Genomic DNA, 16,472 nt, shown 5'->3' with positions numbered 1-16,472 from the left:
CAACCAAACATGCGCGCGCGGTGATAGGCGAAATTTGCGCACGCGCTCGCTACAATGCGGAACCACTTCATATCGCACGCTTTCATGGCATCCCGCAAGGACACATCATCGAACGAAATCGCGCCGGACGAGCGCGTTCATGCCGCGATCACCTCCGCCTTGCTGCAGGGCAAGCTCGCGCCGGGCGCGCAACTCGTGGAGCGTGATCTGGCGGCCGCGTTCGATTGCACGCGCGGCACCATCCGCAAGGTGCTCGCGCGGCTCGGGGCGGAAGGCAAGCTGGTTCTGGAGGCGAATCGCGGTGCGTTCGTGCCGTCGCCATCGGTCGAGGATATCCGCGAGGTCTATCGTGCGCGGCAAGTGGTGGAGGCGGGCATCGTCGCGGTGCTGTGCGGTGCGTTGCGAACGCAGGACAAGCGGGCGTTGCGCGCGCATGTGAAGGAAGAAAAGCGGGCGCAGAAAAGCGGGAACGTGGCGGAAGGCGTGCAGCTTGCCGGGCGGTTTCATCTGCTGCTCGCGGAGATGGCGGGCGCGGCAGATGTTCAGGCGTTTCTCGGCAAGCTCGTTTCGCGCACGGAGTTGTACAAGGCGCTGTTCGATCCGACGAAAGGCTCGAATTGCGCCTGCGACGAACACGCGCGTCTCGTCGATGCGCTGGAACAAGGCGAACGGGATGCCGCGCTCGAAGCCATGCGTGAGCATCTCGACGAACTCGAAGCGCGCGTGCTGGCGCAAGCGAGCGGCACACGCACGAGCGATCTGGCATCCGTCTTCGCGAATCCTTGAAGTGCTTTCATTGCTTTCGTCGATGCTGTCGGAAACATGACGTCATCGTCGTGCAAAAGTAAGCGGGCCGCGTCATCAAGACCGCGGCCCGCTTTCACATCACCACGCGAGACTTACTGGCTGAAATCCAGCGCGTTGGTCAGATCGCCCATCGCCTTGCCGCCATTGGCGACCAGCGCGGCATCGCGTGCGGCGAGGCCCGTGAGCGTCGGCAGGCTATAGCGTTTCGTGATGAAGCGCAGGATCGACGTGGTGTCGTATTGCGTGTGATCCACGAAGCCCTTCTTCGCGTACGGCGAGATGATGAGCGCCGGAATACGCGTGCCCGGACCCCAGCGGTCGCCCTTCGGCGGCGCGACGTGATCCCAGAAGCCGCCATTCTCGTCATACGTCACGACGACGACCATGTTCTTCCACTGCGGGCTCTTCTGCAGATGGCTGATGAGGTCGGCGATGTGCGCATCGCCCGAGGCAACGTCCGTGTAACCCGCGTGCTCGTTCAGGTTGCCCTGCGGCTTGTAGAAGGACACGGACGGCAGCGTGCCCGCATCGATCGCCTTGATGAACTCCGTGCCCGCCGTGCCGCCGTCGAGCAAATGCTGCGCGCGGTTGGTCGTGCCCGGCGCGAGATCGGCGAAGTAGTTGAACGGCTGATGGTGCGTCTGGAAGTTCGGCACCGAGTTGGTCGAACCGTAGATCACCGAACGGCTCGCCAGCGCCGCGCCCCACGAACCGCCGTACCACGCCCAGCTCACGCCCGCGTTGTTCAGCAGATCGCCGATATGCTGCTGCGTCTGCGGCGGCAGCGTGGTGGCGGCGTTCGGGTCGGCCAGCGTCGCGTCGCCGCCCGTGGCCGGCGTGTTGCCGCTCGGCTGATACGGCGGCTGCATCGTGTTGACCGCGAAGAAATCAGGCGTGAGGTTGCCCGAGTTCTGGAACTTCGGAATGCCCGTCAACGCGGACGCCGGGGAATTCGACGCCAGTGTGAGCGTCACGCCATCCGGATTCACGACCGAGATCGACGGCTTGGCCGCGGCCTTGTCGGCGTTCGGATAAGTCGGCGTGCACGCGCAGATGAGCCATTGATGGTTCAGGAACGAACCGCCGAACGCGCCCATGAAGAAGTTGTCCGCGAGCGCGTATTGCTGCGCGATCTTGTAGAGCGGAAGCTGCTGCGGCGGCGTGCTGTAATGGCCCATCACCAGACCGCCCGAATCGGCCCATGCGGCGAACTTGTCGTTCTTGCCGCCGTCGATCTGCATCTGGTTTTCATAGAAGCGGTGATACAGATCGCGCGTCGTCACGTTGAGCGCGGTGTTGAAACCGTTCGCATCGTCGATGGCGAAGGGCGCGTTCGGCAGATTCGCCGTCATCGCTTCCGAGACCACCGGCGTGACGCCCGTTGCCGTCAGACCGCCCCAGACCTTGGGCAGCGTGGCGAGCACCGTGCCGTCGCGATCGAGCTGTTGCGCGCTCGCGGCCGTCACGTTCTGCAGACCGTTCGCGCCCGGAAAGTTGCCGTAGAGGTTGTCGAAGCTGCGGTTTTCCGCGTAGATCACCACGACGTTCTTCACTTCGTTGATGTCGTGATGGTCGTCGTTGCCGCCGCAGGCGTAGAGGCCGAATGCAGCGGTCGCCGCGAGCGGCACCGCGCAAACGAGTTTCTTGTTCATGAGCTCTCTCTTGTGTTGGGGACCGGCGCGAAACGCGGGCTTTGCTTTCGATGAAAGCCTTTGTCCGCCGGCGTGCGCAGTGTGGCGACGACGTTTTACATCTCCATGTAAAATCGCTTTCAATAACGTAATGTTGAGGAAATAAAGTTTCGATACGGCTTTCTGGGAACCGTCATTTTTGTTTGACACATGAAAGTCATCTCGACGACATACGCTTGCGCATCTTTCAATTTGCCTTTGCCAAGTCATGTCTTCGATGCGTTTGCCGTTGGTTCTATGTTCCCTTGCGCTGATCGTTTCCACCGTGGCCTTGAATGGCTGCGATTCACGCCCGGCGGATGCAGCGGAAACCACGGCAGTCAAGGTCGCGGCATCGCAAGGACAATCGCGCGCGGAAGTCTTCGCGCACGTCCGACAGATGTCCGCGCTTGGCGAAAAGCTGTTCGCCGATCCTTCGCTTTCCGGTTCGGGCAAGCTCGCGTGTGCGTCGTGTCATAGCCCGCAGCACGCGTTCGGGCCGCCCAATGCGCTGTCCGTGCAACTGGGCGGAAGCGACATGCATCGGCCGGGATTTCGTGCGGTGCCATCGCTCAGATATCTGCAATCGGTGCCGCAGTTCACCGAGCATTTTCACGATTCCGACGATGAGGGCGACGAGTCCGTGGATGCCGGTCCGACCGGCGGTCTGACCTGGGATGGCCGCGTCGATCACGGTGCGGATCAGGCGCGCATTCCGTTGTTGTCGTCGTTCGAAATGGGCAGCACGCCGGCGAAGGTGGTGGCGTCGGTGAAGGCGTCGCCTTATGCGGACGACTTCAAAAAGACCTTCGGCGCGAATGTGTTCGACAACGACGATCGTGCGTTCGAGTCCGTGCTGCAATCGCTCGAAGCGTTCGAGCAGTCGCCGCAGAAGTTCTTCCCCTACACCAGCAAATTCGATGCATTCCTCGCCAACCGCGCAAAGCTCAACGATGCCGAACTGCACGGTCTCGAACTCTTCAACGATGAGAAGAAAGGCAATTGCGCCGCGTGTCACATCAGCCAGCGCGCGAAGGACGGCACGCCGCCGCAGTTCAGCGATTTCGGTTTGATCGCGCTGGGCGTGCCGCGCAATCGCGATCTCGCCGTCAACAAAGACCCGAAATATCACGACCTCGGCGCATGCGGACCGGAACGCACCGACCTGAAAGGGCGCAGCGAGTTTTGCGGCATCTTCCGCACGCCGTCGCTGCGCAATGTGGCGACGCGCAAGACGTTCTTCCACAACGGCATCTACCATTCGCTCGATGAAGTCGTGCGCTTCTACGTGATGCGTGATACCAATCCGGAGAAGTTCTATCCGGTGAAGAACGGCGTCCTGCGCAAGTTCGACGATCTGCCGAAGCAGTATTGGGAGAACGTGAACGTCGAGCCGCCGTTCGATCGCAAGAAGGGCGACAAGCCCGCGCTCGATGAAGCGGAGATCAAGGATGTCGTGGCGTTTCTCAACACGCTGACCGATGGGTACGATCCCGCGAAGGATAAGGACTCGCAGAAGGGGACGGCGATCGGGGAGATGAAGGAGGCGAAGGAGTGAGCGGACGCTGATCCGCGGGGCGGCCGAACGCCCGACGTCATGCTATCCTCGTTGCGGCCCGCATCTTGCGCACGGCGCGCCGAGCGCCGTTCGTGAGTACCGCTTCACAAACGAATTCGCAACGAGGACACCACCATGCTTTCCCGACACTGCATTCGCGCTGTCATCGCCGGGGCGCTCATCGCGACGAGCGCGGGCGCGTTCGCCGCCAATCTCGGCTTCCTGAACAACACGCCGGTCACCTACATGAAGGAGCGCGATTTCACCGCGCTCAATACCGCCGCGCGCGAGGCGCTCGAAACGAAGAAGGACGGCGAATCGCTCGACTGGAGCAACAAGGGCACGGGCAACAGCGTGGCGATCCACGGCACGATCACGCCGAAGGAAACGCTCGACGAGGGCGGCCTGAAGTGCCGCAAGGTCGAACTCATCGCCATCGCCAAGGGACAAACGCAAACCTGGACGCCGACCGCCTGCAAGCAGGCCAGCGGCAAATGGGCGCTCAAGAAACAGTGATAGCAGTGATGACCGGGGAAGACACGCCATGACCGCCCGCAGCGTCTCCTGCGGCGTGGTCATCATCAATACACAGGGCGATGTCCTGCTGTGCCACGCAACCGAAACCACGCACTGGGACGTGCCCAAGGGCGCGTCCGATCCCGGCGAAGCACCGGTCGATGCCGCCCTGCGCGAACTCATGGAAGAAACGGGCATCGTGCTGCCGGCGTCGCGCCTGAAGGATCTGGGGCGCTTCGTCTATCGGCGCGACAAGGATCTTCACTTGTTCGCCGTGCGTGTGTCGGACGACGAAGTGCGGCTCGAAGACTGCACCTGCGTCTCCTACTTCCCGCGCTACAGCGACGGCACGATGATCCCCGAAATGGACGCCTACCGCTGGGTCAGCCCGCTCGACGTGGACCGCTACGCCAGCCGCAGCCTCGCGCGCCTGTTCCAGACCACGCTGTCGCTCGCCGACCTTCACGACACGCTCTGATCAATCCACCGTCCGGTCGTTCGGATGCGCGAAGAGCGTCTTCATTTCCTGCGACATCGGAAACTGAAGGTTGATGCCGTCCGGCGGAATCGGCTGCATGAACCACGTTTCGTAGAGCTTCGCCGCCGCGCCCGAGCGCTGCATGTTGGCGATGGTGTCATCCACGATGCGCTTGAACACCGGATCGCCCTTGCGCATCATGCAGCCGTAGGTTTCGTTCGCGAGCGAATCGCCTGTCACCATGTATTGCCGCCGCGCCGCGCCTTCCTGCGCGATCTTGCCGTAGAGCAGCGGGTCGTCCATCACGAAGGCGACCGCGCGATCGCTCTTGAGCGCGGCGAACGCCTCGGCGTGATCGCGCGCGCTGATGATGCGCAGGCTTAAGTTTCGGTCGATCGACATCTGCCGCAGAAGGCGTTCGTCGGACGTGCCCGCCGTGGTCGCGACGGTCTTGCCCGCGAGATCGTCGTAATCGCGGATACCCGACTTGCGCTTCACCACCATGCGAATGCCGTACTGAAAGAAGCTGTTGGAAAAGGACACGAGCGTGTCGCGGTCCGTCAGATGCGCCGTGGACCCGCACTCCAGATCCACCTGGTTGTTCACCACATACGAAATGCGGTTCGACGATGTGACGAGCACGTTCTTCACCGCGAGTTTCGGCAGATTCAGACGTTGTTTGATGTCGTCCACCACGCTGAGCGCGATGGCATAGGAATAGCCGACCGGCTGCTGTTTGTCGTCGAGATAGGAAAACGGCACCGACGATTCCCGCACGCCGAGCACGATCGCGTTGTTCTCCTGAATCTTGCGCAAGGTCGCGGAAGGCGGCGCCGGATCGGCGGTGGGCCCAACGAGATCAGCGGGTGTGGCGATGCACGGCCAGAGCGCCGCGATGAAACACAGCAACGCCGACGCACGGCGTCCGGCATTCGACGATACCCGCGCGGAAGAATGCGCGGGGGAGTGCGGCAGCTTCATATCGTCCTCGTTCGAAGCGGCGGCCAGACTCGATGAAACCGATGAGCCTGCGCCGGCCGCTGCGTGATCCGTTGCGATAACCGCCGAACCGCTCGCTCAGGCGGGCTTGCCCCAACTGTCGCGCAGGCTGACGATGCGGTTGAACACCGGCTTGCCCGGTTGCGAATCCAGCCGGTCCGCGACGAAATAACCGTGCCGCTCGAACTGGAAGCGGTCCTCGGCGTTCGCCTCGCGCGCGCCGGGTTCGAGATACGCGTTCACCACGCGCTTCGAGTCCGGGTTCAGCGCATCCAGAAACTCCGCGCCGCCCGCGCCCGGTTGCGGCTCCTTGAACAGACGGTCGTAGATACGCACTTCCGCCGCATACGCGCTCGCCGCGCTGACCCAGTGAATGGTGCCCTTGACCTTGTAGCCGTTCGCGCCTTCCGTGCCCGACTTGCTGTCCGGAAAGTAGTTGCAGTGAACCGCGATGATCTTGCCGTTCTCGTCTTTCTCCGCGCCCGTGCACTCGACGACGAAACCATACTTGAGGCGCACTTTATTACCGGGGAACAAACGGAAATAACCCTTCTGCGGCGCTTCCTGAAAGTCTTCGCGCTCGATCCACAACTCGCGCGAGAACGGGAACGTGCGAACGCCGCGCTCTGCATGATGCGGATGCACCGGCGCGCTGCACGACTCGCTCTGTCCTTCCGGATAGTTGTCGATGATGAGCTTGAGCGGGTCGAGCACGGCAATCGCGCGCGGCGCTTTCTCGTCGAGATCGTCGCGCAGCGCGCCTTCGAGCACGCTCATGTCGATCCACGAATCCACTTTTGTCACGCCGACGCGTTCCACCATCAGACGAATGCTTTCCGGCGTGAAGCCGCGCCGCCGAACGCCGACGATGGTCGGCATGCGCGGATCGTCCCAGCCATCAACATGATTTTCCTGCACGAGCTGCAGCAGCTTGCGCTTGCTGGTGATCGCGTAGGTGAGGTTCAGGCGCGAGAATTCGATCTGTTGCGGTAGCGGCCGCGCGAACACGCCGTCGTCCGCGAGTTGCGCGAGGAACCAGTCGTACAGCGGACGATGATCCTCGAACTCCAGCGTGCACAGCGAATGCGTGATGTTCTCCAGCGCGTCCGACACGCAGTGCGCGTAGTCGTACATGGGATAGATGCACCACGTATCGCCCGTGCGGTAGTGATGCGCGAAGCGAATGCGGTAGATGACCGGATCGCGCATGTTGAAGTTCGGCGCGGCCATGTCGATCTTCGCGCGCAGCACGTGCTCGCCTTCCTTGAACTCGCCCGCCTTCATGCGGCGGAACAGATCGAGGTTTTCCTCGGGCGACCGGTCGCGATACGGCGAGTTGATGCCCGCTTCCGTGGCCGAACCGCGCGTGGCGCGCATTTCCTCGGCGGTCTGGCTATCGACATACGCCTGACCTTTCTTGATGAGCATCTCGGCGAACTCGTACAGCTTGTCGTAGTAGTCGCTCGCGAAGTACTTGTGCTCCGTGCCGTTCTTGTTCCAGTCGAAGCCGAGCCATGTCACGGCATCGATGATCGAATCGACGTATTCGGTGCTTTCCTTCTCGGGATTCGTATCGTCGAAACGCAGATGGCACACGCCGCCGTAATCTCCGGCCAGGCCGAAGTTCACGCAGATGCTCTTCGCATGGCCGATATGCAGATAGCCGTTCGGCTCGGGCGGGAAGCGCGTTTCCACCCGCTGCGACCATTTGCCGGAGCGGTTGTCGTCTTCGATGATGTTGCGAATGAAATTGGATGGCGCGGGGGCGTCGTTGCGATCGGTGTTCATGCGAAAAGAGTGGCCAGCGGGTGCGCTTGCGCGCGTGAGCGATAGGGCAAGCGCTCCATGCAGCCGGAACGCTTTCGTATGCCATTGATATGAGGTTGATTCTACATGACGCAACCCTCGAAGGCTGACGGTTGCGACGCAGCGGTCAAAGCGCGTGCCGTCGCGGGTGCCGGGGCGCTTTTTCAAGGGCTTTATAATGCTCGTCCTCCGCGCGTTCGCCGCGCGACGAATAGCCCGCCAGATTCCCTCGAATCTCGCTTTTTGTAGTCGAAGTCCTGCTGTCGATGCAGGTGAAGTAAAAGGAAGGCCCGCGTGGAGCATCTTTTCCAGACCGTGAACGCATTCTTCGCGTTCATTGCGCCCATCTCCGACTTTCTCTGGGATTTCCCGACGAACTTTTCCGCTTATGCGCGCCTTCCCGTGCTCGGGCAGTTTCCGTTTGCGATCCTGCTGCTGATCGGCGTGGGCGTGTATTTTTCCTGGCGCACGCGCTTCGTGCAGACCATGAGCCCGCGGCGCATCGTGCGGATGATGTTGCGGCGTCAGACATCGCGCACCGGCGTCAGCGCGCTTGCGTCGTTCATGCTCGGACTCGCGATGCGTGCGGGGCCGGGGAATATCGTCGGCATTACCGGGGCGATTTCCGTGGGCGGGCCGGGCGCGTTGTTCTGGATGTGGATCGCCGCGTTCTTCGGGATGGCGACGGCGTTCATGGAATCGACCCTTGCGCAGTTGTTCAAGGAAAAGAAGGGCGATGAATTCGTCGGCGGGTTGCCGTTTTATGGGCGGCGCATTCTCGGCGATCGGCGCGCGGTGGGGACGTTTTTGTCGCTGGTGTTCATCGTGTATGCGTTGTTCAATGTGCCGCCGCAGACGTTCAATGTGTTCACGGCGATTGGCACTATTGCGGATACGGTTTCCGGCGAGCATCTCGCGCGTACTTCGAGTGTGTATTACGGGATCGCGGTCGTGCTGGTGGTGGCGTGTTCGTTCATCATCATGGGCGGGATTCGGCGGGTGACCGCTTATACCGATGTTTTGGTGCCGATCAAGGCGACGTTGTTTTGTCTCATGTCGCTGGTGATCATCGGGATCAATCTGCCGTTGGTGCCTTACTTTTTCCATGAGGTGATCGTGGGGGCGTTCGCGCCGCATGCGCTTTTCGGCGGTGCGATGGGGACTGCGTTGGCGCAAGGGGTGAAGCGTGGGCTCATGTCGAATGAGGCGGGGCAGGGGACCATTACGATGGCTGCTGCTATTGCGGATAACGATCATCCCTGCGAGCAAGGGTTCGTGCAGAGTCTCGGCGTGTTCTTCGACACCATGGTCATCTGCACGATGACGGGCTTTATCGTCGTGATGGCGCATGTATGGACCGGGGCTTTGGATGGGCAGGCGTGGGAATCGGTCAGGGCTTCGAAGATCACGGTTTATCTGGGTTCTGTGCAGGCGTTGGTGCCGGGGTTTGCGGCGCATGCGGTCAGGATCATCATGTGTGCGTGTTATGGGCTTTTTGCTTTTACCACGCTGCTTGGGATGATCTCCTTTGCCGAGATTTCGGCGAATTTCATTTCGCGGAGTTCGCGGTTTATTCTTGGGATTCGGGTTTTGGGGTCGCTGGTTTTTGTGCCCTTCGGTGCTTTGACTGTGCTTGCGGGGCTTGAGCTTCCTAATTTATGGGCACTGTCGGATCTTATGAATATCGTGATGGTTTTGTTGAATGTGCCGATTTTGTTGGTGGGGCAAGGGGTGGTTTATCGCGCGCTTGAGGATTATCGGCGGGGGACGAAGGGGGTGTTTGAGTCTTTGAGGATTGGAGTTCTTACTAGGTGTTGGAAGGGTTAAGGGCGTTGGTGTCGTGCAAGGGGCTGCTGTTGTTTGTGCTTTATATTCAGTAGCCGCCTCCCCGGCGGGGGGGTAACTTTCTTTGCTGCTGCAAAGAAAGTCACCAAAGAAAGCAGCTTTTTCAACCAGACAGTGCAGCTTGAAAGGGCAAGGGGATTAATGGTCGCTCTTGGTGACAATAGTCACCCACCTCGGAGGCCTGCGCGGGGCTTGGTACGCAGAGATCACGCACCTCTCTTGGTCAAGCAAAGTGGTCCGCAGTCATACGCGCGGCGTTTTTGGCGCTCACGCGCCATCGCCGTAGGGGTCTGCACGTGAACCCGGCAGATCGCCGAGGCTCACAACTCATCAAATCTCCCCGCTTTAACGCTATTCGGCCCAACCACGTTTGGCGCTTCTTTGCTGATGATCTCAAAGCCACGCTGAGGCTGAATGGAAGCATCAGTTTTAACTACTGGCCAACGGTGTTTGGCGCTTCTTTACTGCCGACCTCAAAGTAACGGTAGGGCCGAATAGCATTAAAGCGGGGACATGTGATGAGTCGTGAGCCTTGCTGATCTGCCGGGTTCACGTGCAGACCCCTACGGCGAAGGCGCGTGAGCGCCAAAAACGCCGCGCGGATGACTGCGGACCACTTCGTTTGGCAAAGAGAGGTGCGTACTCGTTGCGTACCAAACCCCGGGCAGGCTTCCGGGGCCGGTAACTATTGTCACCAAGGGCGCGCATTAATCCCGTTGGCCTTTCAAGCGGCAGTGTCTGGTTGAGAAAGCTGCTTTCTTTGATTACTTTCTTTGCAGCAGCAAAGAAAGTGATCCCCCCGCCGGGGAGGCGGCTACTGCAATAAAAACACAAACACCAGAAGCCCCTTGCACGACACAAACCTCAAATAACCTTAAGCCGCCGCAGCAAAGCAACCTCCTCCACCCCATACCCCAACAAATCAGCAAGCACAGAATCAGTATGTTCACCCAACAACGGCGGATGCCGCAAAACCTCAACCGGAGTGCCACTCATCTTAATAGGACTAGCCACAACCTTAACCACCCCCGCAGAAGGATGCGGCAACTCAATCTGCATCCGCCGAGCCACAACCTGAGGATCCTCAAAAACCTCGGCAAGATCATTGATAGGCCCACAAGGCACCCCGAGCGCCTCAAGCGCAGAAAGCCACTCATGCTTACCGCGACCAACAACCATATCCGCGAGCAAAGGCACAAGCACATCCCGATTCCTAACCCGTGAAGGATTAGAAGCAAACCGCGGATCATCCGCAAGAAACCCGCATCCCCCGGCTTCGACGAATCGACGAAACTGCCCGTCGTTACCAACAGCAACAATGATCCACCCATCGCTCGTCTGAAACGTCTGATACGGCACGATGTTCGGATGCGCATTCCCCCACCTGACCGGCGCCCGCCCGCTAGCCAGAAAATTCGTGTTCAGATTGGCGAGCATGGCCACCTGCACATCGAGCAAAACCATGTCGATATATTGCCCCTCGCCCGTGCGATCCCGATGGCTCAACGCCGCCAACACGCCCACCGTCGCATACATCCCCGTCATGAGATCGGCGATCGCCACGCCCGCTTTCTGCGGCCCGCCACCCGGCTGCCCGTCGCGCTCGCCCGTCACGCTCATGAACCCGCCGATACCCTGAATGATGAAGTCATACCCCGCGCGCTGCGCATAAGGTCCGGTCTGCCCGAACCCCGTCACCGAGCAATAAACGATATCCGGCTTCACCAACTTGAGCGATTCATAATCCAGCCCGTATTTCTTCAACTGCCCGACCTTGTAGTTCTCCAGCACGACATCGCTCTTAGCGGCAAGCTCACGCACGATCCGCTGCCCCTCGGCCGTCGCGATATCCACCGTCACCGAACGCTTGTTGCGGTTCGCGGCAAGGTAGTACGCCGCCTCGCGCGTGTCCTCGCCTTCAGGCGTCCGAAGATACGGCGGCCCCCAATGACGCGTGTCGTCGCCGACCTCGGGCCGCTCGATCTTGATGACGTCCGCACCCAGATCGCTCAAGGTCTGCGCGCACCACGGGCCCGCCAGCACACGGGTCAGGTCCAGCACGCGGATATGGCTCAACGCTCCCATCGATGTCTCGCTCTCGAAGTAGTGGCTCGGGAACGGCGACTTTCGCACAGAACGCACGCGCGCGCGACAGTCGGCCTGCATCGCATCGCCCGAAAAGCCCGGCGCCACGGCCTGCGCGCCCGGTCCGGCGTGCCGAATCCCGTATAATCGAAAATCACCTGAATCTGGCAGAAAACCCTGATAACGCATAGCCGCAGGGCTTATCCAGACGCCATCAAAACCGCATCAGAAAACGCAAACGCGCCACGTACGCCATGAAAGCCGCCGAAATACGAGAGAAATTCCTGAAGTTCTTCGAATCGAAGGGCCACACGATCGTCCGTTCGTCGAGCCTCGTGCCCGGCAACGACCCGACGCTGTTGTTCGTCAACTCGGGCATGGTGCAGTTCAAGGACGTGTTCCTCGGCACCGAACAGCGTCCGTACAAGCGCGCCACCACCGCACAGCGCAGCGTGCGCGCGGGCGGCAAGCACAACGATCTGGAGAACGTCGGCTATACCGCGCGGCATCACACGTTCTTCGAGATGCTCGGCAACTTCTCGTTCGGCGACTACTTCAAGCGCGACGCCATCCACTATTGCTGGGAACTGCTGACCAAGGTCTACAACCTGCCGCCGGAAAAGCTCACCGTCACCGTGTACCAAGAAGACGACGAAGCCTTCGATATCTGGGCGAAGGAAATCGGCGTGCCGGTGGAGCGGATCATCCGCATCGGGGATAACAAGGGCGCGCGTTACGCATCGGATAATTTCTGGCAGATGGCCGATACCGGCCCGTGCGGCCCGTGCTCCGAAGTGTTCTACGATCACGGCCCGGAAATCTGGGGCGGCCCGCCCGGATCGCCCGAAGAAGACGGCGACCGCTTCATCGAGATCTGGAATCTCGTGTTCATGCAGTTCAATCGCGACGCGCAGGGCAACATGACGCCGCTGCCCAAGCAATGCGTCGATACGGGCATGGGTCTGGAACGTCTCGCCGCCGTGCTTCAGCATGTGCACAGCAACTACGAAATCGATCTGTTCCAGACGCTCATCAAGGCGGCATCGCGCGAAACGAACACGCCCGACCTGGAAAACAACTCGCTGAAGGTGATCGCGGACCACATCCGCGCATGCTCGTTCCTGATCGTCGATGGCGTGATTCCCGGCAACGAAGGCCGCGGCTACGTGCTGCGCCGGATCGTGCGCCGCGCCATTCGTCACGGCTACAAGCTTGGTCAGAAGGGCGCGTTCTTCCACAAGCTGGTGGCGGATCTCGTCGGCGAAATGGGCGCGGCGTATCCCGAACTCACCGAAGCGCGACAGCGCGTGACGGACGTGCTGCGTCAGGAAGAAGAACGCTTCTTCGAGACCATCGAGCACGGCATGTCGATTCTCGAAGGCGAACTGGCCGAACTGGACAAGAAGGGCGTGAAGCAACTGGACGGCGAACTCGCGTTCAAGCTGCACGATACGTACGGTTTCCCGCTCGATCTGACCGCCGATGTCTGCCGCGAGCGCGGCGTGACCGTCGATGAACCCGCCTTCGACGATGCCATGGCGCGCCAGCGCGATCAGGCGCGCGCAGCGGGCAAGTTCAAGTTCGCGGCGGGCCTCGAATACAGCGGCGAAAAGACCACGTTCCACGGCTACGAGAAGGAAGCCTTCGACGACGCGAAGATCATCGCGCTGTACGTGGATGGCTCGTCGGTGAATGAAGCGAAGGCTGGCCAGCAAGCAGTCGTCGTGCTGGATCACACGCCGTTCTACGCGGAATCGGGCGGTCAGGTGGGCGATCAGGGCGTGTTGGTGAACGCATCCACGCGCTTCGCGGTGACGGACACGCTGAAAGTGCAGGCCGATGTCGTCGGTCATCACGGCACGGTCGAGCAGGGCACGCTCAAGGTCGGCGACGTCATGAACGCGCAAATCGACGCCGTGCGCCGCGCCCGCACCGCGCGCAATCACTCGGCCACGCATTTGATGCACAAGGCGCTGCGCGAAGTGCTCGGCGGCCACGTGCAGCAAAAGGGTTCCCTCGTCGATGCCGACAAGACCCGCTTCGACTTCGCCCACAACGCGCCGATGACCGACGACGAGATTCGCCGCGTCGAGCAGATCGTGAATCAGGAAGTGCTGCTGAACTCGCCGGGCGTGGTGCGCGTGATGCCATACGATGAAGCGGTGAAGGGCGGCGCGATGGCGCTGTTCGGCGAGAAGTACGGCGACACGGTGCGCGTGCTCGATCTCGGTTTCTCGCGCGAGTTGTGCGGCGGCACGCATGTCCGGCGCACGGGCGATATCGGCTTCTTCAAGATCGTGATGGAAGGCGGCGTGGCGGCGGGCATTCGCCGGGTCGAAGCCATCACGGGCGATAACGCCGTGCGTTTCGTGCAGGAACTGGATCAGCGCATCAATGCGGCGGCGAGTGCGCTCAAGGCGCAGCCGGTGGAACTCACGCAGCGCATCGTGCAGGTTCAGGATCACGTGAAGACGCTGGAAAAGGAACTGGCGGCGCTCAAGTCGAAGCTCGCTGCAAGTCAGGGCGATGAACTCGTCTCGCAAGCCGTGGATGTCGCTGGCGTGGCGGTGCTCGCGGCGCAACTCGAAGGCGCGGACGTCAAGACCTTGCGCGAGACGGTGGATAAGCTCAAGGACAAGCTCAAGAGCGCGGCCATCGTGCTGGCTTCGGTCGATGGCGGCAAGGTCAGTCTGATCGCTGGCGTGACGGCGGATGCATCGAAAAAGGTGAAGGCGGGCGAACTCGTCAACTTCGTGGCGCAGCAAGTCGGCGGCAAGGGCGGTGGCCGGCCCGACATGGCGCAGGCGGGCGGCACGGAACCAGCAAATCTGCCGGCGGCGCTGGCTGGCGTGACGGGTTGGGTGCAGCAGCAGATGTGATCTTCTTTTAACCAAGAAGATGGGCGGCCCGGTCGGTGTAAATCGACCGGGCCGTTTTCATTTGGCTGACAGGCATACCCCGTGCATCTCCATCGATTACCAACCAGAAAGGGAGATGAATCATGAGTCGCAAACTTACATCGATCATGTTGACGGCGGCGCTTCTCGCAACCACGGGTCTCGCGCAAGCGAAGGGCTGTGTCGAAGGCGCGGCGGTGGGCGGCGTGGCGGGTCACGTCGCGGGCAAGCACGGTACCGCGGGCGCGGTGGGCGGTTGCGCGATCGGCCATCACGAGGCCAGCAAGAAGGATAAGAAGGCGCAGGAAGCCAACGCGGCGAGCGGAACGGGCGCGAAGTAAGCGCTAGCTGCCTTCACGGAAAGACGGGGCGCCCCACACGGCGCTCCGTTTTTTTTATGGCCTCATCGCGCTTAAGCTCAATAACCCACGGCGTAGTTCAGAACGTAGTGACTCGGATAACCCGTTCCGTTTTGCGTGACGCCGAAATCGCTCTTGAGCGCCGCGAAGAACAGCCGGAAACCATCGGTGTAGTCCGCCGCATAAAACTCGGAGCAATACTCCGTGCCGTCTGCGGTGCGAAGCGCGTAACCAATCGCGACGTAGCCGTTCATGTTCAAGATGTACGGAATGGTGCCGGTGCGCGTGTCGAGCAGTTGCGCGTTTCCGCATGAGAGCGGAGGCGAAGCCACGGTAGACGCGCCGAGCGAAACACCGCTCACCACGCCGTTGTTCGCGATGAGCGTCACCGGCAAGCCGAACTCCAGCGAAGGCATCAGCAAGACGTCTCGGTTCTGCGTGGGATCGGTGGCCGGTGGAACTTGCGCACAGTATTGAACGCCTCCGGGAAGCTGAAGGACGTAATTGACCGTGCTCAGATCATCGCGATGAATCTTGCCGACGATCACGCCGCTGGCCGTGCCGTTCAGCACGTTCTGCACGCAACTCAGCGATGGCGCTGCGCCGACTGCCAGTTGTGTGACCACGTGACTGGCATCGCCGGTGATGACGACCGACTGGCCGGTCCTCAGCGCCATCATCATTGTGCTGATCTTGTCGCTTTCGCTGGCCGGCGTCTGGCAGCAGTAGTCCAGGCCGTCGTTCGCGTGCAGAACGTAGTTGATGTAGCCCCAGTCATCCCGATTGATGATTTGCGTGATGACACCGGTCCGCGTGAGGGTGCTTAACATGGTGTTCGCACACGATGGAGAGGGCGTAGTCACACTCTGCGAGCCGACGCTGACTGCCGTGATGTAACTCGCCGAATTCACCGAAACATAGATCGGCAGGCGGTTGACCAGCGCCATCTTCAGCAGGTCGCGTCGATTCGCCAGCCCGCTCGCACCATAGTCCGCGCAGTATTGCGCGCCACTCGAATCCTGCAGCACGTACTTGACATTGGCCCACTGGTCGCGATCGATGATATCGACGATCTGACCGGTCTTGCTTCCCGTGAGCGGCGTGCCCGTGCAATCGAGCGAAGGATACGTCGTGCTGCGAATGCCGATGGCCGCATCGGTGATATCGGCAGTCGCGTTGCAGATGATCGTGACCGGCAAGGACGATTCGAAGGCCGTCAGCAGCAGATCGTGCCGCGATGCATGCGCGGTCGTGTCGATGCGCGCGCAGAATTCGAGGCCCTCGGGCGTTTGCAGGGCGTAGGTGGCGTAGACATCGCCGTGAGCGCGCATGACGCGGCGGATGGTGCCGGAACGCGTGCCGGTGGGCGCGGCATCGGTGCAGGTAAGAGACGGGAAAACAGGGATATCGCATTTCATGGTGATCTCCTGATTTGATACGGAATACCAAATA

12 protein-coding genes are annotated in these 16,472 nt (G+C 61.1%); 7 read left to right on the top strand and 5 right to left on the bottom strand.

Annotated features, from left to right (window positions below; translation table 11 throughout):
• The first annotated feature begins 84 nt into the window (after window positions 1-84).
• Window positions 85-786, top strand: coding sequence for a GntR family transcriptional regulator (locus ACZCWR_RS13660; RefSeq protein WP_487301277.1), 702 nt, complete (start codon window positions 85-87; stop codon window positions 784-786).
• Between the two features lie 113 nt (window positions 787-899).
• Here the strand turns inward: ACZCWR_RS13660 and ACZCWR_RS13655 are convergent, their stop codons facing one another.
• On the bottom strand, window positions 900-2,459 hold the full coding sequence (locus tag ACZCWR_RS13655; RefSeq protein WP_487301276.1) for an acid phosphatase: 1,560 nt from the start codon (window positions 2,457-2,459) through the stop codon (window positions 900-902).
• Window positions 2,460-2,706: 247 nt separating this feature from the next.
• Between ACZCWR_RS13655 and ACZCWR_RS13650 the strand changes: the two genes are divergently transcribed.
• The 3 genes from ACZCWR_RS13650 to ACZCWR_RS13640 all read left to right on the top strand — a co-directional run bounded on the left by ACZCWR_RS13650 (window position 2,707) and on the right by ACZCWR_RS13640 (window position 5,029).
• Window positions 2,707-4,035 (top strand): cytochrome-c peroxidase, encoded by a 1,329-nt coding sequence (locus ACZCWR_RS13650; RefSeq protein WP_487301275.1) that lies wholly within the window; start codon window positions 2,707-2,709, stop codon window positions 4,033-4,035.
• 135 nt (window positions 4,036-4,170) lie between these two features.
• Entirely contained in the window at window positions 4,171-4,551 is a 381-nt protein-coding gene (locus ACZCWR_RS13645) for an RT0821/Lpp0805 family surface protein (RefSeq protein WP_487301274.1), read from the top strand.
• Between the two features lie 28 nt (window positions 4,552-4,579).
• Window positions 4,580-5,029 (top strand): NUDIX hydrolase, encoded by a 450-nt coding sequence (locus ACZCWR_RS13640; protein ID WP_487301273.1) that lies wholly within the window; start codon window positions 4,580-4,582, stop codon window positions 5,027-5,029.
• Here the strand turns inward: ACZCWR_RS13640 and ACZCWR_RS13635 are convergent, their stop codons facing one another.
• Window positions 5,030-6,010 carry a transporter substrate-binding domain-containing protein gene (locus tag ACZCWR_RS13635; protein WP_487301272.1) on the bottom strand — a complete coding sequence of 327 codons (981 nt, stop codon included), beginning with the start codon at window positions 6,008-6,010 and terminating at the stop codon, window positions 5,030-5,032.
• Between the two features lie 96 nt (window positions 6,011-6,106).
• Window positions 6,107-7,816, bottom strand: a complete 1,710-nt coding sequence (locus tag ACZCWR_RS13630; RefSeq protein ID WP_487301271.1) for a glutamine--tRNA ligase/YqeY domain fusion protein — start codon at window positions 7,814-7,816, stop codon at window positions 6,107-6,109.
• 312 nt (window positions 7,817-8,128) lie between these two features.
• Here ACZCWR_RS13630 and ACZCWR_RS13625 point away from each other — a divergent pair, with 312 nt between their 5' ends.
• Window positions 8,129-9,661: an alanine/glycine:cation symporter family protein gene (locus ACZCWR_RS13625; RefSeq protein WP_487301270.1), complete on the top strand. Its 1,533-nt coding sequence runs from the start codon at window positions 8,129-8,131 to the stop codon at window positions 9,659-9,661.
• An 882-nt stretch (window positions 9,662-10,543) separates the two neighbouring features.
• Here ACZCWR_RS13625 and ACZCWR_RS13620 read toward each other — a convergent pair.
• Complete coding sequence (locus ACZCWR_RS13620) at window positions 10,544-11,764, bottom strand: CaiB/BaiF CoA transferase family protein (RefSeq protein ID WP_487303326.1); 1,221 nt, start codon at window positions 11,762-11,764, stop codon at window positions 10,544-10,546.
• A 254-nt stretch (window positions 11,765-12,018) separates the two neighbouring features.
• Here ACZCWR_RS13620 and alaS point away from each other — a divergent pair, with 254 nt between their 5' ends.
• Entirely contained in the window at window positions 12,019-14,643 is a 2,625-nt protein-coding gene (alaS, locus tag ACZCWR_RS13615; RefSeq protein WP_487301269.1) for an alanine--tRNA ligase, read from the top strand.
• 122 nt (window positions 14,644-14,765) lie between these two features.
• Window positions 14,766-15,002 carry a hypothetical protein gene (locus ACZCWR_RS13610; protein ID WP_487301268.1) on the top strand — a complete coding sequence of 79 codons (237 nt, stop codon included), beginning with the start codon at window positions 14,766-14,768 and terminating at the stop codon, window positions 15,000-15,002.
• 77 nt (window positions 15,003-15,079) lie between these two features.
• On the opposite strand, the gene ACZCWR_RS13605 is transcribed toward ACZCWR_RS13610, so the two are convergent.
• Entirely contained in the window at window positions 15,080-16,438 is a 1,359-nt protein-coding gene (locus ACZCWR_RS13605; protein ID WP_487301267.1) for a hypothetical protein, read from the bottom strand.
• Window positions 16,439-16,472 lie beyond the last annotated feature (34 nt).

This window comes from Caballeronia sp. A2-2 (genome assembly GCF_057612605.2).
This window is presented reverse-complemented; position numbering and strand designations above follow the sequence as displayed.